Below are 26,919 nucleotides of genomic sequence, written 5' to 3'. Positions count from 1 at the left end.
ACGATTTTATACAATTTAATCAATACCAACATCTTTAAACAGAGTTTTTAATTTGTCATCTGAGGGTCTAGGTGTATTATGGTCTACAATATTACCTTCTGGGTCGATTAAGATATATCTTGGTATACCATTTACAGCATACTCTTCAAAAAAGGAATTATCTTCTTTTGTTGCAAAAAGTTGTACCCCCGTTAATGATTCTTTTTTTATTATTTTCCTCCATTTGCTTTCATCATCTTTCCAAGCAATACTTAAAAAAACAACATCTTTATATTCTTGTTCTAACTTTTTTAAATAAGGCATTTCTCCATAACAATTGCCACACCAAGTTGCCCAAATATCAATAAACACATAAGCTCCTTTATAATCGTTTAGTGAATTTTCCCCTCCATTATTATTTTTAAAATTAGTGAATTTTGGAGAAGGGGTTCCTTTTTTTAGTTTAGCATATCGATAATATGAATCCAATATTTTAGATTTGATAATTGTGTCATTTCCAGTGTAATATTTTTTAAAGTCGCTATAGCAAGATTCAATGTCTTCTGAATTTAAAAGAAAAAATGAAGCATTATGAGCAATTAAATCGTTTTTTATATAATCATTCGGTATAATTAATGCTAACTCTTTTATTCCATTTTGATAAAGTGAATATGACGAATTTAATTTTTGGTTTACTTTTGCTTTTTGGTTTAATTGGTCATGGTAGTAATCATGTAACAAATATTTATATGATTGATATTTTTTATATTCTTCTTCGTTCAAGTAATCAATATCTAACTCGTTTTTAGACTCAATAGATGGGGTGTTAATTTCGTTTACTCTAAGGTATAATGAAAGATATCTCAGATATTCAAATTTAATAGAAGCTTCTTCATGTTCTTTTAATGAACTTGGCAATTTTGAAATATTTAGTCTATTAAGTTGTTTTTCTTTAACATTATTAAGGAAACTCCTAATTTCTTTCTCAGGCTTGCCCGATTCATTAAAATCGTAGAATACCATACCTCTTGTTTTATCTATATAATATTCATTAATATCAATATCATCTCCTTTTAAAGTAATGCCTTCGTTCTTAAATTTTTTTGTATCATACTCGATAATGTATTTCTTAGATGGGGTTAAATGAAATTCAAACATATTAGTTTTGTCTGAAACCACATATAATTCTTCTTTTTGAATATAGATAGTATCTTGAAAATCACCATTTTTATCTAAATGAATGATTTTTCTCTTAGTTTTATCGGTAGTGTCATAATGAGACCTTAATTCAATTGTTTTATTTCCATTTTTAATTGTTCCACTTAGAATAACGTAATCAGATTTTTGTTGATGACAAGAATAATTGAAAACAAGGATCAAAGTTATTAAGCTAATACATATGTGTTTTTTGTGCATTTTAAATTTATAGAATTATTGAGATTTAAAACTTAGACTAGATATTTTTCTAAAAATAATACCAATAATAATTAGAAACAAAGGAGGTATTAAATCCATATCGTATCCTATTTCTACTACTCCTGTTTCAATTGCTAGGTAAGCCCAAAGAAGAATTATTACAAAAGAATAGATGATTCCTGTAACAAAAAAACATGTTCCAGATTTCTTCAAGTGGTTAATAATGTCGGAGAAAGATTCATTGTCTAATAATATAGCCGTCCTTCGTAAATGATATAATGATTTCAAAAAGAATGAACAAGCAGTTAGACCAATAATAGCAATAAACCAATAAAATAAATTCCAATCTGCAATACAAATCTTTATCGGACTCATGATGCATTTTTTTAAAGGAATATTAATTGCGAGCCCTAGTAGTCCAATTATGGAAAATAAAATTAAAACATTAATTAATAATTTTAGTAAGACTGACTTTTTCATAATTTAAAATTTTGGTTAATTAGAGCAAATCAAAAGCTTTTTTATGTGTAAGAAATTATTTTAAAATAGTTTTAACTTTTTTAACCAATTTTAACAAAAGCATTTAATAACTAAAACAAGTAGTTTAAAAATTTGTTTATGAATATTGTCAGTTCAAATTGTTGCCAACGGTTGGGCTATGAGTAGTTGCGTGGTTTAGCACTTAACTTTGCAAGTACACACCAAACTGAAAATCCGTGAGGATTTTCAGAAGTAGGCGAGAACAAGCAATTACTTATAGCCTTTGTTGTGTGTAGTGCTTTCTTATAAATTATTTTCGATTTTCTTGATTAATTGTTCTTTATTTAGACTTGCACTATTATAAATTATTTTTCCATTTTTATCAATTAAGACAAATGTAGGAGCTGCATAAATTCCATATTCTTTAGCAACATCATTCCCCATATAGAGAGTTGGAAATTTAATTTTTTGTTTTTCAATGTAATCAATTAATATGTTTTCTGATTTTTTTGTGAACTCAATTCCAAATGTTAAAAGTCCTTTAGTTTTATACTTATCTTGAATTTCATTTAGTTCGGGAACTGCTTGAATACAACCTTTACAATATGGAAACCAAAATTCAAGTAAAACAAGGTTGTTTTTAAGCTCAGATAATTTGATTGAATCTCCTTGCACCATTGGTAATTTCCAGTCAGAAGCATTTAAACCAATCTTATCTTTATTTTTAGTTCTCATTCCCATAAAATAATCTGAATAACTAATTTTCATATACTCTTTTGGCATATTATTATAATCCCATACAGAAATGTTCTTAGTTGTTACCTCTTTCAAATTATTGAATGTAGACATTTGATAACCACCATTATTATGTAAGATTGTTCCAAATTGAATTGGTAAATAAGTTTTTTTAGAAATAAAAAGATGATAATTTAATGAATCAATTTTATTCGTGTCAAACTTTTTTAATTCTCCGCCCATACCAATTGACTTTTGTGTCATTAAAATTTTGAATTGATAGCATTCAATATTGTTTATGGTACTATCTTTTATCTTTGTGATAAATGCTGAAGAATCAATCACTAATTCTGGAAGTATTTTTCGAATTTCAAATATTGAAGGACTTAAGAATTTTGAGCTAATGATTTCGCTTTTAGTTGCATTCTCACTATACAATACTAATTCCTTTTTAGGTATACTTGTAAATTTTTGTTTTCCGTTAAAAACTTGTTCTCCCAATTTTGAAATAATCTGATATTTGGCTCCTATTATTTTGTCTTTACTTGTGAAATCAAAATAACAATAGGCGCTATCAATCTTATTTATATTATAATCCTTGACATAATCGTGAGTAACTAATTCGTATTCTATAGTTTTTAAAGAATTGAGTTTAACAATTGTTTTGTTTAAAATTTCTTTGTCATTTTCGATGTTTAAAAATGAAATGAAAGTGAGGATTAATAAATAAATTTTAGTCATAACGTAAATGTTATTTTAAATGTTATAGGTGTTTTTGCATTACACACAACGTATGGATAAACACAATTGTGTTTATCTACATTATATTTATTTCCCTAAATATAATGATTATTCTTACATATCGAGAGGGTTTTTTATAGATTTAAAACTAGATTTTGCCACATGAGTGTATATTTCGGTAGTTTTGGTAGAGTTATGCCCCAATAGTAGTTGAATATATCTTAAATCTGTTCCATCTTCTAATAAATGTGTAGCAAAGCTATGCCGTAAGGTATGTGGTGTAACGTGCTTTTTTAATTTCACCTTAATAGCAGCTGCAGAAAGTATGTTGGATATACTAGTAGCACTATATTTTTCTTTTTTCTGACCTTCAAATAGATATTTGTTAGGCTTGAACATAAGGTAGTACCGTCTTAAATCGGTTAACACAGATTTTGCCAGTAAGGTATATCTATCTTTGTTCCCTTTAGCGTCATTGACTTTAATCAGCATCCGGCTACTGTCTATATCCTCAATCTTTAGGTTAATAAGCTCATTTCGTCGTAAACCTGCGGAGTATAACAGGGACAAAATACATTTATGTTTTATGTTACCTGTAGCATCAATTAGTTGACGAACCTCTGATTTGGATAGTACCACAGGAAGCTTCTTTTGTTTTCTAGGACGCTCTATTTGGTAAAACCTATTAGGAAGCCCTAAAACTACTTCATAGTAAAACTTGATGCTATTGATACTTTGGTTAATATATGAGTTGGACCATTTGTTATGTCCTAAGTGCTTTAGGTAGTTTCTAACATCCAATTCATCCAGAAGATCAATGTCTTTATGTGCATAATAATTAATAAACCGTTCAAAGCAGGAGATATAAGTTTTAACCGTATTATTGGCATATTGCTTTAGTTCGAGTTTGTCAAGATAAGAATCTGGGCAGCACCTATAATTATCTGGTTTTTTCCTGTTTCTAAACCATTGTACATCAAAAACCTCATTCAATGCTTTGGAGTTAGATTTATCAAAAAAATAATTGGTGTTTACCCAGGCAACCCCTCGGAAAAGATTGAAAATGGCACTTAGGTTTACTTTATTGTTTGGTGTACAGTACATTCCAAACTCAGCGTTCCATGACACATCTTGAAGTTCTTTAATAAGGCTGTTTAAGATTTTATCCGATTGAAATTGTAGACCAATGTACTTTTTTTGGTTTATCAAAAGGTGTTTTAAAGTAATATTTCGTGCTGTTTTCATATGATATTTCTTAAATTTAATATAAACAGAGATAATAATCGTACATTAAACGTATATTAATCGTATAATGTACAGTTAAGTGTTAAAATGGAAGTAAAACTAAAAACATGTAAATTTTGTGGTAAAGAACTGGAAGGTAGATCAGATAAAGTTTATTGTGATGCTCACTGTAAAAGCTCTTACCATTATAAGCGTTCAATAGAAGAAACACCACGATTTTATAATAGGGTGGACAACCAGTTAAAACTAAATAGGCGTATTCTAAAATCCTTTAATAAAGCTGGAAAAACTACGGTTAGGGCAAATGTATTATTGGAGCAGGGCTTCAACCCAAAATATTTCACACATTATTGGAAGAATACCAAAGGCGACATTTACTTTTTTGTCTATGAATATGGATTCTTAAAAAAGGCAGAAAAGGGTAGAGACAAGTACGTTCTTGTACAATGGCAGGATTATATGGATAAATAGTAATTTATTTTCTAAAAATTACTTAATTTTAACACTAAATATTAATCACAAAAGTGAACACAAAACTGAACACGTTTTGGAACACGATTTTCAAAAATAATATCGGGCAAGCCCAGTAAATGCGTTTAAAAAATTTATGGCGCAGAGCTCATAACCCGAAGGTCACTGGTTCGAGTCCAGTTCCCGCTACTATATTAGACTCATATGCTTTTTGCATTTGAGTCTTTTCTTTTTTAAGGTTCGATGTTTTTGAAGACTTAATCTATAATTTTTTTCAACTTTACATCATCTTTCTCAAAACCTCATTATATGTTTCAAAATAGTGGTATATATATAATCTATATATTACCATATTGCTTTTAAAGCCTATTAATCCCGAGTTAGAAGTTTTTTATTTCCAATTCGTGATACTTCTTTTAATTCAGAATCTCCTTTATAAGTTTATGTGAGTTTTTAATTTATGCTAAATGCTACAAAAATGCTACAATTGTTTCATATTTTGAATCGAGAGTGATAATTATAACATTAATAAAGTATTAAGTTTGAATATTAAGTAAGGTGGATAAAAAAATAAATACAAAACCAGTACCTAAAATATTATTAATTGGGTTTTTAATGTTTTACTAATTATAGGTTTTGTAAGTGCTTGAACTTATTCTTAACCAAGAAGTATAAACGAATAATTAAAGAAATTAACAGATGCGAACAAAAAGTAAAATAAAAATATTTATAGTAGTTGCCGCAACACTAATATTTACTACGTTAATTATGTCTATTTCGAATTCAAAAGGAGATAAAAAAGAAAATTTTGAAGTAGTTAAGGGAACTAATGTAGCGCATTGGTTGTCGCAAAGTGATAGAAGAGGCATTGAGAGAGCATCCTTTTTTACTGAAAAAGACGTAAAACAAATTGCTAATATGGGCTTTGATCATATCCGATTGCCTATTGATGAAGAGCAAATGTGGGACGAAAACGGAAATAGACATAATGATGCATTTAGTTTAATGGAAAATTGTATTGAATGGTGTCAAAAACATAATCTTAGAGTAATTGTTGATTTACACATTTTAAGATCGCATCATTTTAATGCAAAAGAAAAACCACTGTGGACAGATGTAAATGAACAAAATAAGTTTTTTGATTTATGGAGAGATTTATCAAAAACCTTGAGTAAATTTCCAAATAGTTTAGTGGCATACGAACTTATGAATGAAGCTGTAGCAGATGATCATGAATCTTGGAATACTTTAGTAGCAAAAGCTGTCGCAGCCATTCGAGAATTAGAAAGTGATCGCACAATCGTAATAGGCTCCAACCGGTGGCAGGCAGTAGAAACTTTTGATGCTTTAAAAGTACCCGAAAATGATAAAAACATTTTATTAAGCTTTCATTTTTACGAGCCTTTTTTGTTAAGTCATTATGGAGCCAAATGGTTGCCTTTGAGAAATTATAAAGGACCTGTAAACTACCCTGGAACAATTTTAACTAAAGACGAGTTTGAAACCCTTCCAGACGATATGAAGATTGAAGTTGAGAAATGGGTTGATAAAGAGTTTGATAAAGATGTATTACTTGAAATGTTGCAAAAGCCTATACGTAAGGCTAAAGCATTAGGTTTACCATTGTATTGTGGTGAATTTGGTATTATATCACATGCGCCAAACAAAGAAAGTCTTATTTGGTATCAAGATATAGTTCAACTTTTTAATGAAACTGGTATTGGATATGCAAATTGGAATTATAAAAGCGATAATTTTGGATTGATATCTTCTGAAGGTAAAGAAAATGAAGACCTAATAAAGATAGTTTCTAATTAATATGTTATATAGTTTTTTTAATCCTCAAACATCCATTTAAATGAAATATTATTTAGTAAGTATAGCCTTAGTTTTAATGAGTTGTTCTCAAACTAAAGTTGCTAACACTGAGAATGGTTTAGAGGAAAAACGCATTGATAGTATATTGGCTCAAATGTCTATCGATGATAAAATAGGGCAAACCAATCTTAGAGGAACTTCAAGTAGGGCTAAAACATTATCCGAAGCGTTAAAAGAAGATGTGAGACAGGGAAAGGTTGGCGCATTGCTCAATGTAATGAACGTTGAATTTGTAGACGAGCTTCAAAAAATAGCAGTAGAAGAAAGCCCACATAAAATTCCTTTAATTTTTGGAAGAGATGTTATACACGGTTTTAAAACCATATTCCCTATACCACTGGGCTTAGCGGCTTCTTGGGACGCCAATGTAGCTAGAACGTCCTCTAGAGTTGCTGCAATAGAATCGAGTTCTGTTGGAATTCGCTGGACGTTTGCACCTATGCTAGACATAGCCAGAGACAGCCGATGGGGTAGAATAGCCGAATCACCTGGAGAAGATCCTTATTTAGCCTCTGTTTTAGGTACTGCCTATGTGGAAGGTTTTCAAGGCGATTCATTAAGCAATCCAACTAGTATTGCGGCATGTGCTAAACATTTTATTGGTTATGGTGCGGCTATGGGAGGAAGAGATTATAACACAGCTTTAATACCAAAACCTCTATTGCGTAATGTGTATTTACCGCCTTTTGAAGCAGCCCTTGATGCTGGAGCAGCAACCGTAATGACATCCTTTAATGAAATAAATGGTGTGCCTGCAACAGGAAATGAGTTCCTGTTAAAAGATGTCTTAAGAGATGAATTGAAATTTGATGGATTTGTAGTTAGTGATTGGGATTCAACAATTGAAATGATAGCACATGGTTATGCTAGAGATGAAAAACATGCAGGCGAACTAGCAGCAAATGCAGGAATGGATATGGAAATGACAAGTAAAGCCTATGAAAATAATCTAAAACAACTTATTGAAGAGGGTAAAGTCTCAGAAAAACAGTTAGATGAGTTCGTAAAAAACATATTAAGAATAAAGATAAGATTGGGGTTGTTTGACAAACCTTATAGAGATAAAACTAATGAAGCTAATTTTTATTCAAAAGCACATTTAGAACTTGCAAAAGAAGCTGCTATAAAAAATACTGTTTTGCTTAAAAATAGGGCTGTTTTACCATTATCTAAAAACAAAAAAGTAGCCTTAATAGGTCCTTTGGCAAATGCGCCTTTAGAGCAAATGGGAACTTGGACGTTTGATGGTGATAGAACACGAACTGTAACGCCACTAGATGCCTTTAAAAGTGCAAATGTGAATCATGTTTTTGTGCCTGGATTAACCCATAGTCGTGATTTAACGAAAACTCAATTTAAAAAAGCGCTGACTGCAGCAAAACTATCTGATGTAATAGTATTTGTATCAGGAGAAGAAGCTATTCTTTCTGGAGAAGCACATAGTAGAGCTAACATAGATCTACCAGGAGTGCAAGAAGACTTAATAAAAGAACTGTCTAAAATTGGAAAGCCTATTGTTTTAGTTATAATGGCAGGTAGGCCCATTACCATAACAAAAATTATTGATGATGTTGATGCAGTTTTAATGACTTGGCACCCTGGTACAATGGGAGGCGAAGCTTTGCAAGAAATACTTTTTGGATCGAGAGAACCAGAAGGAAGATTACCCGTATCATGGCCAAAAACAGCAGGACAACTACCTTATTTCTATAATCATAAGAATACGGGGCGACCTGCAAATAATGAAGATTATGTATCCATGTATGATATTCCAATAGAAGCATGGCAAAGTTCTTTAGGAAACGATTCTCATTACCTAGACATAGGGTTTACACCTCATTTTCCTTTTGGTTATGGTTTAAGCTATACAGCGTTTAAGTATGATACTATAAAAATTTCTAAAGATACCATTAACTTTAATGAAGATGTAATTGTAAAGGCAACTATATCCAATATTGGCAAAAGTGATGGAAAAGAAATTGTACAATTGTACACTCAAGATGTTGTTGGAAGCATTACTAGGCCTGTAAGAGAGTTAAAAGGCTTTCAGCATGTAAGTTTAAAAGCAGGAGAAACTAAAGAGATATCATTTAAAATCTCACCAGAGCAATTAAAGTTTTCGAATCATAAAGGAGTTGATGCTGCTGAGGAGGGTAACTTTAACGTGTGGGTTGGACCTAACTCATCTTCAGGTTTAAAAGAAAGATTTTATTTAAAAAAGTAGTTGTATGATTATTATAGTCATGGGTGTTAGTGGATGTGGTAAAACTACAATTAGTAGTCAATTATCTCAAAAAACAGGCATTCCTTATTATGATGCTGATGATTTTCATCCAAAATCTAACATTGATAAAATGGCTAGAGGAAGTGCTTTAAATGATGATGATCGATTGCCATGGCTAAAGTTACTAGCTGATACTATTTTAGAATGGTCATCTAAAAAAGGAGGTGTATTAGCGTGTTCTGCTCTTAAAGAAAAATACAGAGCTATTCTATCTTCTAAATACAAGGATATTATTTGGGTGTATTTGTCTGGTAGTAAAGATTTAATTAAGCAAAGAATTGAAGCAAGAAGTGGACACTATATGAATTCTGATTTATTAAACTCACAATTTCATGATTTGGAAGTTCCCAATTATGGTATTCACATAGATATTTCTGAGACCCCAGAAAAAATCATCAACACAATTGTTTCAAAATTAAAATAAAAGATATGAATACCTCACTTTTTGGTGTTATAGGTTTAGGCGTTATGGGAAGTAGTTTAGCCCTAAACATAGCAGAAAAAGGATACACTTTATCTGTTTACAATAGAATAAGTCCGGGAGAAGAACACATACTTTCTAATTTTATGGAAAGCGTAAATGCAGATATGAATGTTAAGGGGTTTGATGAGCTTGAAGCATTTGTTGCGTCATTGCAAAGGCCAAGAAAAATTCTTGTCATGATAAAAGCAGGGTCAGCTATTGATAATCTTATTGAGGCATTACTACCACTTTTATCAGAAGGCGATGTTATCATTGATGGCGGCAATTCCCACTATTTAGACACCAATAGAAGGAGCAAGTATTTAAATACAAAAAACTTGCATTTTGTAGGCTGTGGGGTGTCTGGTGGTGAAGAAGGAGCAAGAAAAGGGCCTTCAATAATGCCAGGGGGTAATAAAGAAAGTTATACTATTATAGCACCAGTTTTAGAGGCAATTGCTGCAAAAGACAAGAACAACAAACCCTGTAGTACTTATGTAGGGAAAGATGGTGCAGGACATTTTGTTAAAATGGTACACAATGGTATTGAATATGCCGAAATGCAATTGTTGGCAGAAGTTTATTCAGTACTCTCAACAACAAAAACTAACGCAGAAATTGCAGCGTTATTAGAAACATGGAATTCTACCGATTTATCGAGCTACTTGCTTGAAATTACCATCAATATACTCAAAGCAAAAGAAGGTGATAGCTATATATTAGATGCCATTTTAGATAAAGCTGGGAATAAAGGAACGGGATCGTGGTCTACAAAGGCTGCATTTGATTTAGGAGGCGTAAACACCATGATGTCCGCTGCGGTTTTTGCACGTTATATATCATCTTTTAAGTCGAAACGTGAGCAATTATCTAAGTCCATAGAAAAGTCTGCAAATAAAGCAGAATCAATTGATTTAATGGCTTTAGAGAAAGGATACCGATTTGCTAGAATCATGAATCATTTTCAAGGTTTTGAATTGATGAAATTGGCATCAGAAGAATTTGATTGGGAGTTAAACCTATCTGAAATTGCAAGAATATGGACTAATGGCTGTATTATTAGGTCAAAGTTTATGGAAAGAACCGTAGATATTTTTAAAAACAACAAAAGTTATTTAGACGATAAAAGTATTTTGGAGATTTTAATTTCTGATGAAAAAAATATTAAGGATTGTATTATCTATGGTGTATCACACCGAATAGCTTTTGATACCTTTTGGGCGGCTTATAACCATTGGATTGCACTAACAACCAAAAACCTACCTGCAAATTTAATACAGGCGCAGCGTGATTATTTTGGAGCACATACTTATGAGCGTGTTGGGGCACCAGAAGGACAATTTTTTCATACAAAATGGTATTAGTTATGATAGATTTTTCTCTTTTAACCTCTGTATTAGCAGGCGTAGCATTATTACTAGTACTTATTTTACGATTTAAAATACAAGCGTTTATTGCATTGCTTATAGCAAGTATCGTTGTTGGTGTATTAGCAGGTATGCCACCCTTAACAATTGTTAAAACTATGCAGGAGGGTATGGGTAATACCTTAGGTTTTGTAGCAGTTGTGGTTGGATTAGGGGCTATTTTTGGTGCTATTTTAGAACACTCTGGAGGCGCAGAATCATTGGCAACTTATTTGTTAGAAAAGTTTGGAGAAAAACGATCGTCTTGGGCACTAATGTTAACAGGTTTTGTTGTTGCTATCCCTGTGTTTTTTGATGTAGCCTTCATCATTTTAGTACCCATGATATATGCCTTACAAAGAAAAACAGGTAAATCATTATTGCTCTACGGTATCCCGTTATTGGCAGGTTTGGCAATAACACATGCATTTATCCCTCCAACACCCGGACCAGTTGCAGTGGCAGATATTTTAAAAGCAGATTTAGGGTGGGTAATTCTTTTTGGATGTATAGCAGGAATTCCTACTGCTGTAGTTTGTGGTCCCATTTTTGGAAAATATATTGCAAATAAAATACAGGTAGAAGCACCACAGTTAAATGAAGCTGTAGAAATAGAAAAAAGTACACCGCCGGTAAGTACTATAATTACCATCATAGCCATACCAATTTTTTTAATTGTTATAAATACAGTAATTCGAAGTCCATTTTTTGAAAGTTATAACCTCCCAAAAATCATGTTAGAATGGTTAGGAATGTTAGGACATCCGTTTTCGGCTTTAATAATAGCAAATCTTATTGCATGGTATGCGTTAGGAGTAAGAAGAGGATTTACAAAACAACAGCTTTTAAATATTAGTACACAATCTATGGGGCCAGCTGGAATCATTATCTTATTAACCGGAGCTGGTGGCGTTTTTAAACAAATGTTGGTAAATACTGGTACAGGTGAAATGTTGGCTAATTATTTTGCAGACAAAGGTGTTAGTATTTTATTATTTGCGTTTTTGGCAGCAGCTTTAGTTCGTATCTTACAAGGTTCTTCCACCGTTGCTATGATTACAGCTGCAGGACTTACAGCACCGCTTTTAACAGCAGCATCTATTTCAGAGCCTCAAAAAGCGTTACTGGTTATTGCTATAGCATCAGGCGCAAGTATTCTATCACATGTTAATGATAGCGGATTTTGGCTCGTTGGTAAATATCTTGGATTGTCTGAACAACAGACTTTTAAAAGTTGGACGGTAATGACAACACTGTTAGCTTTAATTGGTTTTGCGAGTGTCGTTACTTTGTCAATACTAGTTTAGTAATTTTGAATAGTAAAATTATTTTATCATAATAAAAAAGGCTTCAACATATTGAAGCCTTTTTTTGGTACCAGTTTATTTAAAACTAATAACCCAACTAAACTAAACAAACTAAACTTCATGCCTAAAATAAATAGGCATAAATATCATTATTCAACTGAGAAACCGAAGATTTGCGATTCTGAGTTGTTATTTTGATCATCATAAGTTATAACACGCCAATAATAAGTGCTACCAGAAGTTACATTCACACTAAAATTAGTATTGCTAGTTGTTGTAACTTTGTTAACTGGCGGACTTACTGTACCAAATAATATATCGTACTCATTGATATCATTATCTACATCACTGCCATTCCATTCTAGTGATACAGATGTAGTTGATGCGCCCAAAACTTGTGACAGATTAGGAGCTACGAGTTCTGCAGGAAATGGTGCATACGATGATGTAGCTTCGCCTGCATTGTAAAATTTCCAAGTAGGACTCTGTGCTGTTTCACTGCCAGAATTTTTAGAAACCACGTACCATGAATAGGGCGTACCTCTTAGAATAGTTACACTCCTTTCTGATACGTTGGATGTGTAATTCTGTGTATTTTGCGTATTCAAGTTTTTTACAAACAGTTGATACGATGTTGCATCGGTTGCATCATTCCAATTGAAAACAATAGTACTTTCGGTACTGGTTAGATTAGAACCTGTTGTACATTCAGAATTTTGCTCAGGAAAAACTAAAGTTGCTGCACTTGGAGGACTCACTTTATCTGGGTCTGGATCGGGATCTGGCGTATCATCGCCTCCACCGCCACTACTACAACCTAGAATAAAAAAGCAAAATGCTAAACTTCCGAGAATATATAATATTGACTTTTTCATTTTAATTCTTTATAATTTTAAAGCTTTTACTGGTCGATTCCGTAGCCATTCTCAAAACGTATATGCCTTTTGAAAAACTAGAGGTATCTATATTTAGACTAGGTGTGTTACTATTTGCATAGAAAACTCTATGTCCTAAAATCGAATAAATCTCTACTGATGTATTCGCATTTTTATTATTACCAAAATAAACATCAAGTTGATTGGTAAATGGGTTTGGAAAGGCCATGAGGCCATCACCATAAAAAATTGTTTTTTCGTATTTTCCTTGACAATCTTTATTGGTTTTCACGATTATTTTGTTTTCTCCAAATTGTAAGGGAAGCTCAATGCTGGAAGAGAAAGTTTCTGTTTCTATATCATTTATGGTAATATAATATGAGTCACTACCGTTAAGATTTAACGCGATAGCTTTTTTAGACTCTAGAATTTTTGAGGTTACAGATAAATCTTTTGGCTCTGTAATGGTAACATTAAAGCACTGTTCGAAATCGACCTGACCTTCAACAGTAATACAAACACGATAGTCTCCAGCTTCCAAATCTGATTTGATATAGGTAGTCGTGAAGTCGTCAGAGTTATTTAAACTATTTCCTGTAATTGTAGCAGTGTAGTTTAAATTCTTTTGAGCTGTAATGTCTATTACACCATTATTACTGTTTCTACAGGTTTCATTTGATACCTGTAATCTAAAATTATCCACTGGTAATACAAAAATTTCGCAACCATTCGCATCAACCGTTGCTCCCAAAGGTGTATTGGGACAGGAGTCTTCAGCGTTTATAACACCGTCACTATCTAAATCATTGGGGTCAATAACAGGTTGTGTCCCGTAAACACGATATTCTCCTGGAGAGAGCGATATAGATGTTGACACATTGTTGACTTCATGAGGTGCATTGTTATTTAGTATACGATACCAAGTACCGGTTTTAGAAAAATTTGGGTTAACAGATTTTTCAACCAAATCAAAATTAGCAATCACAACAACGTCAAAGTCTCCAACCTTATCATTCAAAGTGATGCGTTTTATCAAGCCATCAAGACTAAAAGAAAAATCATCGGTGTTGAAAGTAGACGGATAATCGGTTTTCAATTTGATCATTTTTGCTGTTACGTCGTATAAATCTAGACGATCTTCATCGTCATCATAATTTAAAGTCCATGCTACAGGTTTTCTATCCAATCTACAATTACCATTGGTAATATCATTTTCGCAATTAATACTTTTATCATAGCCCAATTCACCAAACTGCCACAGCATTTTAGGACCTGGAACGCTATAAAAAATTGCTGTTGCAGCTTCAATTCTATCTAAAGCCGTTTGAAAATCTTTAGTGTCATGCTCTGCATTGGAATTACCGTTGTTGATGTTTCTTACCATTAATCGTTCTTCGTCATGACTCTCCATATAACCAACTATATGTGGATTATTCCAGTTACGCTCAGTATACGCTAACCAAGATACATCAGCATTTGAAGCAAATCCCATAGTATTTTGGTTAAAATCATGGTTTAAGTTACCCCATAGCATAAATCCGTAGTTAGCTAGAGCAGTTTCTTCTGAATTAGTCGCAAAATGCTCTAAAATTAAATAAGCATCAGACGACACGTTGTTCCAAATATAATCGGCGTAGTCTTCCAGTATTGCTATTCTTGAAGCGTCAAAATTACCCCAAGCACCTACATTGTCAGGATTGTTGGTTTGTGTAAAGCCTTTTGATAAATCAAATCTAAATCCATCTACTTTAAATTCTTCTATCCAATACTTTAAAGTTTGTTTTACATAGGTTTTGGTATACTCACTCTCATGATTAAAATCGTAACCCACATTAAATGGATGTTTAGCATCTGGATTTAGCCAAGGGTTATCTGCTGAAGGTTTAAAGTTTGCACTATCCCAATACATCTGGGCTAACGGACTTTGACTAAACGCATGGTTGTAAACTACATCAAGTATTACAGCAATACCTCTTTCGTGGCAAGCATCCACGAACATTTTAAAATGATTTTGAGTACCGTAATATTTGTCAAGCGCACCATGAAATGATGGATTGTAGCCCCAGCTATCATTGCCTTCAAATTCGCTCACAGGCATTAACTCTATAGCGTTTATACCTAAGTTTTCAAGGTAATCTAAATGTGTCATGGCTGATAAAAAGGAATCCTCTTCTGTAAAATCCCGAATCAACATTTCATACACTACAAGATTTTCTTGATCTGGTTTGGAAAATGAATTGACTTGCCAATTATATGATATTTCATTGATTTGGAATGTAGATACAATTCCTGTTGTACCCTCAGGATAATCCATCAAGTTTGGATAGGTTGTATCTGAAATGAATTGATCGTTACTGGGATCTAATACTTTTTTTGAATAAGGGTCTGCAACACGCAAACTGTAATCTACGTAGTATTGATAAGCATATTCTGTGTCTGGGTCTAATCCGCTTAAAGTTAACCAAAACGTGTCCCCATCTTTTTTCATTTGATACATTGGGTTTAGCTCCCAACCGTTAAAAGTTCCTAACAGAAAAACATCATTTTTTAATGGTGCTTGCAATACAAAAGTTACCGATCCATCATTATTTTTATTTAGGCCATATTCTAATCCAGTAGGAACAGTTTCTGTTTGCGTGGGTGTTTTTACGTAAACTGAAATAGTTTCTTCTTTTGTTTCTGTGCCTTGAACTGCAGAAGCATTTATTGTGAATGCGCCTGTTGTAGTAAATGTATAAGCTGAAGATATACTTGTGTTTCCTGTTTCAGTAGCTATAGAACTATTGTTTACTTTTAGTTCTAAATCTGCCGAAGTGCTGGACTCAGCGGTTATGGTAATGTTATCGTTTAAATCAAAAACATCATCATTTGAAGGGTTTGTAATTGTAACATTTAAACCATCTTCAAAAATTTGAATAAAAAGGTCTGGTCTAGACTGTTGACTTCCATCTTCACTTCTAAAAACAATAGCAATATTAGTAACTGTTGCTCCAGCATCAACATTGTAAAACGAAGTGATATTTGGAGTTATTACAAGCTCGTAAGTATTTGCTGTTAATCTGGTTAATTGTGGTTGTGTTGTATTGTTTCCCCAAGAACCGATAACATGTTTCCAATCTGTATTACTGGTAGACTCTGACGTTAATACGCCTGTATGGGCATAAACATCTCCAGTATAGCCTTCTAATTCTGAGCCTGTAGCATCAAATGTTATGGTAATAGGATTTGCAGCCGTAGGAATAGCGGGAATGGTAGATACCGACTGTCCATATGCCAGGGAAGCAAATAATATTGAGAATAATAATAGTTTCTTTTTCATACCTTTTTAGTTTAATCAAAAAAGGCTGTACAATTATTGGCACAGCCTTTTTTAACACTTTTAATTAAACTTAATTTTTGGTATACGTCGGGTTTGCAGGATCTGAGAAATCCAATACAAACGAGTATGTTCCTGCCGTGGTAACTAAGTTAGCACCATTGAGTTCTAAGACGCCATCGCCACCATCATCACCGTAGTTAGTTCCCCAATCGTTATTAGCTCTAAACTTATATTCACCATCTAAGAGTGTAACATCGTTTAAAATCCAAATATCATCAAATGGACGAGACCAGTCTCTGGAGAATTGAGCATCAGGAGTTGCTCCCCATTCATTATAAGCACCACCTACAAGTCCCCAAACATAATCTATTGGTTCTAAGGTGTATGTTAAATCATTTAGGCTTACCGTGGCTATATAAATTCCAGCAGTTACAACAATATTTGCACCACCAGCTTCAAGAGTGCCATTTGCACCATCATCACCCCAATTAGTACCCCAATCGTTATTCATTCTGAATTTCATTTCACCATCAATAAGTGTAACGATACCTCTAAATACATCAGAATATTGATCGTATTCTAACATGAAATCAGGAGTAGCTCCCCATTCATTGTAAGCACCACCAACAATTCCTAAAGAGAATGGCTCAATGGTGTAAGTAAGATCATTTAAATTCATGGTAATTTTGTAAGAACCTGCAGTAACTGCAATATTAGCACCTCCTTGTTCTAGAGTGCCATCTGCACCATTATCACCGTAGTTGTTATCCCAAGCCATGTTTTCTCTAAACTTAATTTCACCATCAATTAAATTTACATACGCGGCCAATACACCATCGGTATCTGTTTGGAAGAATGGTAAATCTGGAGTAGCACCCCAATCATTTGCTGCAGAACCTACAACCCCCCAATTGGTAGATAAATCTAATGCAGTAGCATAAGTTGTTACTGAGATTGTTATTGGGTCTGAAATTCTTTCTAATACTGTGCCAGAAGCACTATCTGTAATAGTTGCCACCACACGAATATCAAGATCGCCCGCAGTGTCTGCTTCTATACCGCTTTGAATAGCCGCAGCATTTAATTGTGCATTAGTCCACGAAACAGAGTTCATGTTCATCACTTCGCCAGCTTCAACAGGCATTGCAAAGTCTGTACCTGCAAGTGCAGTTTCAACTTTGTAAGTGATGTCCATGTTTAACGAAGACTCTAAAATAGAATCACTCCATTCTAAAGTAGTAGCTGTCATATCGTTATTATCGATAGAAAGCGTAAAACTATCACCGCTGCTTGGGCTTGTTATTTCTGGTGCATTTACTGGATACGTAGTAGCAAGCATTAAAATACTATTACTTACTGCGCTACCTGCAAGAACCCTCATGTAAACAGGGATGTCTTTAAATTGCGTGTTCCCAGAGGATGTAAGTGCATTGTTGAATTCTGATACAGACATTGAAAAGTTGTTTGAATCTGATGTTCCTAATGTCATAGGAGACGTAAAATCAGCATCAGTAGCCATTTCAATTGTATAAGACGAACTTCCTGTAACTGGGTCATTCCATGAAATAGTAAATGCAGGATTGTCAGGTAAAGCAAAGTTTAAAAATACAGTGCTAATACCAGGAGTGTTTAATACAAACTCTGCATCTGGAGTTGTAATTTCTAAGGTTTCTTCTGTTTCACATGAGGTAAACACGAATGTTACCGCTAGTAACAGAACACCTATTTTATTTAAAATTGATTTCATTTGTCTTTAATTATTTCGTTAGTCTTATAAGTTTAATGGTATAAGGATATAACGACCAGTTAAGGTGTTAAACCAAACATCATAATCGTCTTCCACGATAACGGGAATTGCACTTCCCCCAGCTGTAGCTACCCCAGAGAAACTTATTGCAGCTCCCCAAGTAGCACCTGTATCTGTTAAGAAAGAAACTTCACCTGGTGTTAAGCGAATTCCTGCTGCATACCAAATATGCCCATCAAAACTCAATGGTGTCATTGCAGTCGTTGAAACACTAGATCCTTGAATACTCATTCCAGAAAACATAGTTGCTCCCGAAGCATTAAACGGCGTCATTGTATAAGTTTTTGTGGAGAAGTTTATTGTAAATTCATAATACCCTTCAGAAGGTACGCCAAAACGACCAGGGTCATTTGATTGAGTACCCGGGTTCCCAGCAATTTCTCCACCGGTTTTTATTTCATCTTCACCTTCATTATCTGTAACACCCCATTGTGGTTGCCAAAGCCCTCTAGTTTCAAGAACTTTAAATCTTCCATCGTTAAAATCACCACCTCCTTTAGTGAAAAAACCAGTGTAGTAATAAAGATTAGGATTATCTGCATCTCTAAATAATGGAGGGTTGTTATCATTATTATTCCAACCTGGAGCGGTACCATTTCCAACCAAGTAGTAATCATTGAATACATAGTTGAAATAAGGATACACCTCAAACTGCAGTGTATTAGAATTGATAGCTTTACTTTGCTGTGTTCCTAAAGATGCTACAACTCTGGTATATAATGTTGCCCATTCAAATGGGTTTAAGCCCGCATTACCTGCAGCGGAGTTTATTTCTCCTACTGATAGTGTAATATCATTTCTACCTGTTACACTTGTTGCAGTTACAGGAGAAGTAAAAGCTTCATCCATTGAAAATTGTACCGAATAATTTACTGCCGCTGGTTGTCCGTAATCGGATTCAGACCAATTTAGTGCAATTGCAGGGTTTCCTGTATTTGCGGCATCTAATTCAATTTGTGTTATTTGTAAATCGGCTAAAACTGGAGCGTTTGGTGCTGATACTGTGAATAATTCAGAATCATCATCGCAAGAACTAAGGAATAGTAGAACTAACCCAATTATGCTAAAAGCTGAAATTCGTTTTATTGTTTTCATCATTTTTGTAGTTATTTAGTTTTAGTATCCTGGGTTTTGCTTTAAATTAGGATTTGCGGCCATACTTCCTACAGGGATAGGATATAAGTCGAAATGTGAAGGTATTGCAATACCGTTACTTCCATTTCCTTTCCAAGCCCAATTGTAATTTCCACCTGTAAATCTGCCGTATCTAATTAGGTCTTGTCTTCTATGTGCTTCCCAGTGTAGCTCACGAGATCTTTCATCTAGGATGAAATCTAATGTTAAGTCTCCAGAAGAAATTGCGTTAGGGTTGTTTGCTCTGGTTCTTAAATCGTTGATATATCCAACAGCTGTCGCCAAATTACCTCCACCACCTCTTAGGTGAGCTTCAGCATACATTAAGTATACATCGGCAAGTCTAAACAATGGGAAATCAGTATCAACAAAAGTTTTATCTACACCGAAACCTCCTGTTGAAGTTGCGTTTGAATACTTTTGGATAACGTAGCCTGTATCTTTATCAGAGATATCTGGAATATCAATTGGCCTATCTGCTGTAATCAGAGTGTTTCTATCATCATCAGCGAAAGAACCATCCCAAAGATCAGCAAACTGTTTTCTTACTCTTAGGGCGCCTCCCCAGCCTTCTGTACCAACACCTACTTCATCTCCATTCTTTTCTAGGCTGCCAACAGAACCATTAATCATTACAGTTGTCGGACCAAAATTTTGCGTAGTTACACCGTCTGACACAATTGGGAAGATAATTTCCTTTGTTGCAGAGTTTGTGTTGTTATCCGCCATGAAATTGTGCAGATAATTATCAGCTAAATCGTAACCGCCAGCAATAATTTTTTCGCAGAACGTAATACACTCGGTATAATGAGGTTCGTTGATGTAAACTTCGGCATTTAAGTAAATTTTTGCCAATATCATTTGTGCTACAGCTCTATCAGCTCTACCATACTCATTTTGTCTGGCTGCTACCAAGTCATCTTCAATATCCAATAGTTCACTTTCAACAAAAGCAAATAATTGCGCTCTATTATAAACCTCAGGTTGTGCATTAATTGGTGTTGTTTCGTCTGCGAAATTTGCCTTTCCAAACAAATCCATCATATAGTAATACGCCATGGCTCTCATTAATCTTGCTTCAGCTCTATATTCAGCAATATCACTTCTTGTGGCTTCAGATACATTTCTTGAATCTAATTTCTCGTCTGTAGTTTCACGTAAAAAGTTATTTGCTAACGCTACGGATAGATGAGCCCTACTAAACATACCTAATAGTAATGGATTTTGAGCAGTCCAAATATTACGTTGAATTTCTCTTGTTCCTGGGTCGTTCTCATAAGACCAAATCATCTGGTCTGCTGCTAATGTTTGTGTATATAATAAAACACGACCGAATTGGCTGGTACCCGCATCAATGTTTTTTAAGTTAGAACTACCAGCGCCATCAGTTCCTGTTAGTGCTAGGTTTGCGTAAATACCGGCTAATACTTGCTTATAAGCTGTTTCATCTTTAAAAAGATCTTCGCTTAAAACAGTTTGATCATCATTAGGTGTAATATTCAAATCATCGGTACAAGATACTAGTGTCACGATAAAAAGACATATCACTCCAATTGTTTTGTGCATTTTAAATTTTGTCTTCATAGTTGTTTTTTTTAAAATTTAATGTTAGCCCCCACCAATACGGTTCTTGGTCTTGGGTATACTACATTATCTATACCTAAAGTAAGTGTAAGGTCTGAGTCGTTATCTGTAACTTCAGGATCTAATCCGCTATAGTTTGTAAGCACAAATACATTTTGTACACCACCCCAGATTCTAACACTTTTAAGCATTTTAGATATATCATTAAAAGTGTATCCTAAAGTTATGTTATCCATCCTTAAAAAAGAAGCATTTTCAACAAAAATATCTGAAATGATAACATCTGCAGTTCTTTGGAAACCAGTATCCAATACGGTTGTTGGAATATTTCCTAATACAGCATTATCTAATAATAATTCGTACTGCGCTCTTGAGGACTGTACGTTATTATAAACATAATTTCCAAGATTAGCCCTTAGGTTGAACGCAAAATCAAAATTCTTATAGAAAACATTTGATTGGAAACCAAAAATAGCATTTGCGCCTGGGTTTTCTTTTACATAACGGTCGTTATCGTTTATAACGTTGTCACCATTTAAATCAGCATAAGCACCTTCAACTGGTGTGCCGTTAGTATCATAAAGTTGTTTAAAAACGTAGAACGAGTTTGGTGCTTCACCTTCTCTGTGGATTTGTATGTTGTTACCAGTTCCACCGCTAATGCCTCCTGTTCTAACGTCTTGCCCAAGTGCTAATTCTTTTATTTCCCTGTCTAACAAGGTGGCATTGAGGTTAAAATCTACTTTCCAATCATCATTTTTAACCACATCAGTATTTACAGAAAATTCTAAACCTTGAATTTGTAATTCTCCGATGTTTTGAATAATACTATTAGAGAAGTTAGCACCATCAGGAACTGCAGCTGTAAATAACAGGTCTGTTGAGTTCTTTTGGAAGAAGTTTAACGAACCAGATACTTTGTTGCCAAATAAGCCATAGTCGATGCCTACTTCCATGGTAGTGGTTTCTTCCCATTTTAAATCTGGATTGATTTCCGAAGCAATTAAAGATTCAATCACTTCATTTCCAAACTGAAATTGAGAATCTCCTCTACCACCTCGGTAGCGATTTAAGAAAATATCTCTTTCAGTAACAGATTGCTGACCCGTGATACCATATCCCAAACGTAATTTTAAGTTTGAAATCGTATTAGAATCTTTCATGAAATCCTCGTCACTAATGGTCCATGCAAAAGCAGCTGCAGGGAAATCTCCCCATTGATTTTCTTTACTAAAACGCGAAGTACCGTCTCGTCTGTAAGTAAGTGTTAAAGCGTATTTGTCATTTAGTGAGAAATTTGCTCTACCAAAGAAACCTATCAAAACAACATCAGGATCTGCGTAAAAATCGTCAACACTTAATGGGTCGGTAATGTTTCTGCCATTTTTACCACTATTTGTAAATCTTTGGTAAGAGTAACCTGCAGTTAAATCTAGACCAATATTGTCTAAATCTTTCTTATAATTTAAATAACCATCAAATAACTCATTGGTTCTTTCTTGAGTGTTTTCTCTAAATTCTCCTTTAAAAAGAATATCTTGATCAGTAGTGGCTTGTAATCTGTCTCTTGTATCAAGACCTTTTGCCTCAGTTCTATCATAACCCAAATTAATTACCGCTTTTAGTTCAGGTAGAAAATGGAATTTATAATCAAAATTTAAATTCCCAAACAATCTATTGGCATCACCTAAATTGGTTCTTTGTAAAAGTTGTGCTACTGGATTGTTAGTTCCGTTAGCTACTTGGTTGCCATTTCTGTGTTGATAGAAGCCGCCAAATGGAGAACTTGGGTCGAATACTGGCTGTGTAGGATCATAGCGCATTGCAGCACCAATTTGTCCTGCATCAGCAAAACGGTTATCCTCAAATGCAAAATTAGCATTTAAACTCACTTTTAAGTGATTGTCAAAAAACGTTGGATTTAGTGCTAAGCTTAAGTTACGTCTCTCAAATTTAGATGTTTTTAATGCACCTTCTTGGTCAACAACACCAAACGTAAACCTCGCCGGCAACACTTTAAATAAAGCACCCTGCATCGTTATATTGTGCTGAGATGATACAGTATTTCTAAAAATTTCATTTTGCCAATTTGTACTAGCATCTCCTAAGAGGCTTGTATCTATCGTTGCACCGTTTATGGGTTGTGATGCTACAAGTTGTCTGTATGCATCAGCTGAAAACACATCAATAGTATTCATCACTTCTCCAAACATAAATTGTGTATCATAAGTCGCACTGAATTTAGACTTACCTTTTTTGGTTACAATAATGATTACACCATTTGAAGCTCGTGAACCATAAATAGCGGTAGCCGAAGCATCTTTTAAAACAGAAAACGAATCAATATCATTAGGGTTAATAGAAGCTAAAACACCTCTAGAACCTGTTACACCATCATTTGAAATTGGTAAACCGTCTATAATTATCAATGGATCGTTGGCGCCATTGATTGATGCGCCACCACGAATTCTAATCTGCGATCCAGAACCTGGAGCACCACTCGTGTTAACACTAACACCAGCAATACGACCATTAATTAAGTTCTCAGGAGTTACAATGTTACCTTTTGTAAAGCCCTCTGAAGTAATAGCCTCAACTGAACCGGTTGCATCTTTTCTGGTAGTAGTACCATAACCAATTACAACTACTTCGTCTAGTTGAGCAGCGTCTTCGGCTAATTGGATGTCTAAAGTTGATTGACCAGAATAAGTGATTTCTTGGGAAGCATACCCAACATAGGAGAACACGATAATGTCTCCATTATTTGCCTCAATCTGATAATTTCCATCAAAGTCTGTGGTGGTTCCAGTAGTTGTGCCTTTTATAATAACATTAACCCCTGGAAGCGGGATGGAAGTGGATTGTTCCGTTACTGTTCCTGTAACAACATTTTGCCCAAATATAAATACGGGCAAAAGCATCATAAAAAACAGTAATGTTTTAGTATTTGTTTTCATACAGTTTTGTTAATTTAAAATGTTTTAATTAGTCAGTTTATATTTTCACTCCTCTTCCTCAAAATTATGTAAAGAAATTGTTAAGGGATAATTTTAGATTACGAAATATTTAACGAAAACGTTTTCGTGTTGACAACTTTTTATTTTTTTTACCCAAAAATGAGAAAACCGTATATTTTGAGTGCAATAAAAAAATCTTTTTCTTTAAAAAATGATGCAATAATTCTTATTTTAGAGCTTGTAAAACGTTATGAAGAAAAAGATAACATTAAAGCAAATAGCAAGAGAGTTAGATGTCTCTGTGTCAACGGTTTCAAAAGCATTAAGCAATAGTAAGGAGATTAGTGAGGATACTACAAAAAAGATACAAGCTTTTGCAAAACTCTATAATTACAAACCCAATAACATTGCGCTTAGTTTAAAAAACAGAAAAACTAAGACCATTGGGATTTTAATTCCTGAAATTGTACATCATTTCTTTTCTACTGTAATTAGAGGGATCGAGCGTGTTGCAAACCGAAGAGGTTATAATGTTATCGTGGGGCTTTCGAACGAATCATTTACCAAAGAGATTATAAACATGGAAATGCTTGCCAATGGGAGTATCGACGGGTTTATTCTATCTATTTCAAAGGAGACGCTCCTTAAGCAAGATTACCATCATTTTAATGCTACAATCAACCAAGGGATGCCCATTGTAATGTTTGACCGCGTGGTTAACGAAGTGGAATGTGATAAGGTTATTGTTGATGATTTTAACGGCGCTGTAAAGGCTGTAAAAAAGCTGATAGAAAATGAATGTAAAAATATAGCTTTGATAACCACGATGGACTATGTAAGTGTTGGTAGACTAAGGACACAAGGCTATCTAGATGCCCTACAAGCGGGTGGTATTGAGGCAGACTCAAATCTTATTTTAAAGATTGACGATAGCTTAGATGTGGAAAATCATATTGAAGTTTTAGAAACCGAAATTGCACATTTTTTTAAATCGAACCCTAGCATAGACGGGGTTTTTGCCGTAAACGAACTTTACGCGGTTACCGCTATGAAAGTGGCCAGAAAATTAGGGCTAAGTATTCCAGATGATATGCAGGTTATTGGCTTTACCGATGGTGTGCTTTCAAAACATGCCACACCAAGTTTAACAACTGTAAGTCAGCACGGTCAAAAAATGGGAGAGCAGTCGGCTAATTTACTGATTGACAGGTTGGAAGCCGAAGAGTCTGAAACTGAGCAATACTTTACAAATAATGAGAAAAAGCGCGATTTTATAAAGATGGTGATTGAAACCGAAATCATAGAAAGAGAATCTACTAAATAGTTTCGTAGCTAAAATCGTGTATTAGGAAAAACAAAATTCTTTTATATCTTTGAATAGAAATCAAGACTTATATTTTCACTTCTCACATAAGTTTTGGTAAGATATACACAAGTATCGCTTATCAAATAGTATTAATTTAATATACTATTTAATGGAAAAGCGTAGATTAAGTTTCTGGCAAATCTGGAACATGAGTTTTGGGTTTTTGGGAATACAGATGGGTTTTGCCCTTCAAAATGCCAATGCCAGTAGAATTCTTCAAATTTTTGGAGCTGATGTTCACGAACTTTCCTGGTTCTGGATAATTGCGCCTTTGATGGGGTTAATTGTTCAACCAATCATAGGACATTATAGCGATAAAACTTGGGGACGATTCGGTAGGCGGAAACCGTATTTTCTAGTTGGAGCAATTCTAGCTTCTATAGGTTTGATATTAATGCCTCGTGCAGATATTTTTATCGCATTTTTGCCCGCTCTTTGGGTAGGTGCAGGTATGTTGATGATTATGGATGCCTCGTTTAATATTGCTATGGAACCATTTCGTGCTTTGGTTGGTGATAATCTAAGAACAGATCAACGTACGTTAGGTTTTAGTGTGCAAACGGCATTAATTGGTTTTGGCGCTGTAATAGGATCATGGTTGCCATATGCTTTGGCGAACTGGTTTGGGGTTTCAAATGAAGCCGAAGCAGGTAAGGTTCCTCTAAACTTGATTCTTTCATTTGCTATTGGAGCTATCATTTTAATAGTTTCTATTTTAATTACAGTAACTACTACCAAAGAATATAGCCCAGAGGAATTAGCAAGCTTTGAAAACGAGGAAGATAAAAACGATTCTATTGAAAAGGAAGCTGAAATAGAGAAATCAAGTTTGCTAGATATCTTTGAAGATTTCAAAAAAATGCCAACAACCATGCGCCAATTAAGTTGGGTGCAATTCTTTTCTTGGTTTGGTCTTTTTGGAATGTGGGTATTTGCTACTCCAGCTATAGCACAACATACTTACGGTTTATCTCATACTGATAGTAGCAGTGCTTTATATCAAGATGCTGGCGATTGGGTGGGTATTTTATTTGGTGTATACAATTTTGTTTCGGCATTTTATGCTTTCGCTTTACCATACATAGCTAAACAAATAGGGAGAAAGAAAACACATTCTGTTTCTTTAATTATTGGTGGTATTGGCTTATTGTCTATCTACATTATGCCAGATAAAAATTGGCTTATTCTTTCTATGGTAGCCGTGGGAATAGCTTGGGCAAGCATTCTGGCGATGCCTTATGCTATTTTGGCAGGTTCAATCTCGCCTAAGAAAATGGGAGTTTATATGGGGATTTTTAATTTCTTCATCGTAATTCCTCAAATTATTAATGCCTTAATTGGCGGTCCGCTTGTTAAATATGCTTATGGTAATCATGCCATTTTTGCTTTAGTAATGAGTGGAGTAAGTTTTTTAATTGCAGCGTCTTTAGTATATAAGGTTAAAGATGTTGACGATGTAATTCAATCATAAT

General features: G+C 34.1%; 18 protein-coding genes. 8 read left to right on the top strand and 10 right to left on the bottom strand.

Annotation, left to right across the window (positions count from 1 at the left end; translation table 11 throughout):
- Positions 1–15: 15 nt before the first annotated feature.
- The 4 genes from EYD45_RS13905 to xerA all read right to left on the bottom strand — a co-directional run bounded on the left by EYD45_RS13905 (position 16) and on the right by xerA (position 4,596).
- Positions 16–1,395: a TlpA family protein disulfide reductase gene (locus tag EYD45_RS13905; protein WP_130965165.1), complete on the bottom strand. Its 1,380-nt coding sequence runs from the start codon at positions 1,393–1,395 to the stop codon at positions 16–18.
- A gap of 15 nt (positions 1,396–1,410) precedes the next feature.
- Positions 1,411–1,875: a hypothetical protein gene (locus tag EYD45_RS13900; RefSeq protein WP_130965164.1), complete on the bottom strand. Its 465-nt coding sequence runs from the start codon at positions 1,873–1,875 to the stop codon at positions 1,411–1,413.
- A 303-nt stretch (positions 1,876–2,178) separates the two neighbouring features.
- On the bottom strand, positions 2,179–3,351 hold the full coding sequence (locus tag EYD45_RS13895; protein ID WP_130965163.1) for a TlpA family protein disulfide reductase: 1,173 nt from the start codon (positions 3,349–3,351) through the stop codon (positions 2,179–2,181).
- 114 nt (positions 3,352–3,465) lie between these two features.
- Positions 3,466–4,596, bottom strand: coding sequence for a site-specific tyrosine recombinase/integron integrase (gene xerA / locus EYD45_RS13890; RefSeq protein ID WP_130965162.1), 1,131 nt, complete (start codon positions 4,594–4,596; stop codon positions 3,466–3,468).
- Positions 4,597–4,683: 87 nt separating this feature from the next.
- Here xerA and EYD45_RS13885 point away from each other — a divergent pair, with 87 nt between their 5' ends.
- From EYD45_RS13885 to EYD45_RS13860, 6 genes are all read left to right on the top strand, one after another.
- Positions 4,684–5,067, top strand: coding sequence for a hypothetical protein (locus EYD45_RS13885; RefSeq protein ID WP_130965161.1), 384 nt, complete (start codon positions 4,684–4,686; stop codon positions 5,065–5,067).
- Positions 5,068–5,766: 699 nt separating this feature from the next.
- Positions 5,767–6,885, top strand: coding sequence for a glycoside hydrolase family 5 protein (locus tag EYD45_RS13880; protein ID WP_233702660.1), 1,119 nt, complete (start codon positions 5,767–5,769; stop codon positions 6,883–6,885).
- 40 nt (positions 6,886–6,925) lie between these two features.
- Entirely contained in the window at positions 6,926–9,169 is a 2,244-nt protein-coding gene (locus tag EYD45_RS13875; protein WP_130965160.1) for a glycoside hydrolase family 3 N-terminal domain-containing protein, read from the top strand.
- 4 nt (positions 9,170–9,173) lie between these two features.
- Positions 9,174–9,653, top strand: a complete 480-nt coding sequence (locus EYD45_RS13870; protein WP_130965159.1) for a gluconokinase — start codon at positions 9,174–9,176, stop codon at positions 9,651–9,653.
- Between the two features lie 5 nt (positions 9,654–9,658).
- On the top strand, positions 9,659–11,056 hold the full coding sequence (gene gndA / locus EYD45_RS13865; protein ID WP_130965158.1) for an NADP-dependent phosphogluconate dehydrogenase: 1,398 nt from the start codon (positions 9,659–9,661) through the stop codon (positions 11,054–11,056).
- A gap of 2 nt (positions 11,057–11,058) precedes the next feature.
- On the top strand, positions 11,059–12,405 hold the full coding sequence (locus tag EYD45_RS13860; protein ID WP_130965157.1) for a GntP family permease: 1,347 nt from the start codon (positions 11,059–11,061) through the stop codon (positions 12,403–12,405).
- A 149-nt stretch (positions 12,406–12,554) separates the two neighbouring features.
- On the opposite strand, the gene EYD45_RS13855 is transcribed toward EYD45_RS13860, so the two are convergent.
- The 6 genes from EYD45_RS13855 to EYD45_RS13830 all read right to left on the bottom strand — a co-directional run bounded on the left by EYD45_RS13855 (position 12,555) and on the right by EYD45_RS13830 (position 24,081).
- Positions 12,555–13,280: a hypothetical protein gene (locus EYD45_RS13855; RefSeq protein ID WP_130965156.1), complete on the bottom strand. Its 726-nt coding sequence runs from the start codon at positions 13,278–13,280 to the stop codon at positions 12,555–12,557.
- A 1-nt stretch (position 13,281) separates the two neighbouring features.
- Positions 13,282–16,599, bottom strand: a complete 3,318-nt coding sequence (locus tag EYD45_RS13850; protein WP_130965155.1) for an alpha-amylase family glycosyl hydrolase — start codon at positions 16,597–16,599, stop codon at positions 13,282–13,284.
- 70 nt (positions 16,600–16,669) lie between these two features.
- On the bottom strand, positions 16,670–18,346 hold the full coding sequence (locus EYD45_RS13845) for a SusE domain-containing protein (protein ID WP_130965154.1): 1,677 nt from the start codon (positions 18,344–18,346) through the stop codon (positions 16,670–16,672).
- A gap of 24 nt (positions 18,347–18,370) precedes the next feature.
- Positions 18,371–19,504: a SusE domain-containing protein gene (locus EYD45_RS13840; protein WP_130965153.1), complete on the bottom strand. Its 1,134-nt coding sequence runs from the start codon at positions 19,502–19,504 to the stop codon at positions 18,371–18,373.
- 18 nt (positions 19,505–19,522) lie between these two features.
- A complete protein-coding gene (locus EYD45_RS13835) occupies positions 19,523–21,124 on the bottom strand; it encodes a RagB/SusD family nutrient uptake outer membrane protein (RefSeq protein WP_130965152.1) in 1,602 nt (533 codons plus the stop codon).
- A gap of 11 nt (positions 21,125–21,135) precedes the next feature.
- The gene (locus EYD45_RS13830) at positions 21,136–24,081 is read right to left on the bottom strand and encodes a SusC/RagA family TonB-linked outer membrane protein (RefSeq protein WP_130965151.1); all 2,946 of its coding nucleotides are present in this window, start codon (positions 24,079–24,081) and stop codon (positions 21,136–21,138) included.
- Between the two features lie 250 nt (positions 24,082–24,331).
- Here EYD45_RS13830 and EYD45_RS13825 point away from each other — a divergent pair, with 250 nt between their 5' ends.
- The gene (locus EYD45_RS13825) at positions 24,332–25,405 is read left to right on the top strand and encodes a LacI family DNA-binding transcriptional regulator (RefSeq protein ID WP_130965150.1); all 1,074 of its coding nucleotides are present in this window, start codon (positions 24,332–24,334) and stop codon (positions 25,403–25,405) included.
- A gap of 151 nt (positions 25,406–25,556) precedes the next feature.
- On the top strand, positions 25,557–26,918 hold the full coding sequence (locus tag EYD45_RS13820; protein WP_130965149.1) for an MFS transporter: 1,362 nt from the start codon (positions 25,557–25,559) through the stop codon (positions 26,916–26,918).
- Position 26,919: the final 1 nt, after the last annotated feature.

Origin of the sequence: Hyunsoonleella flava, assembly GCF_004310325.1 — a bacterium.
Classification (GTDB): domain Bacteria; phylum Bacteroidota; class Bacteroidia; order Flavobacteriales; family Flavobacteriaceae; genus Jejuia; species Jejuia flava.
The sequence above is the reverse complement of the archived record's forward strand: the minus strand, read 5'-3'. Positions and strand labels throughout refer to the sequence as shown.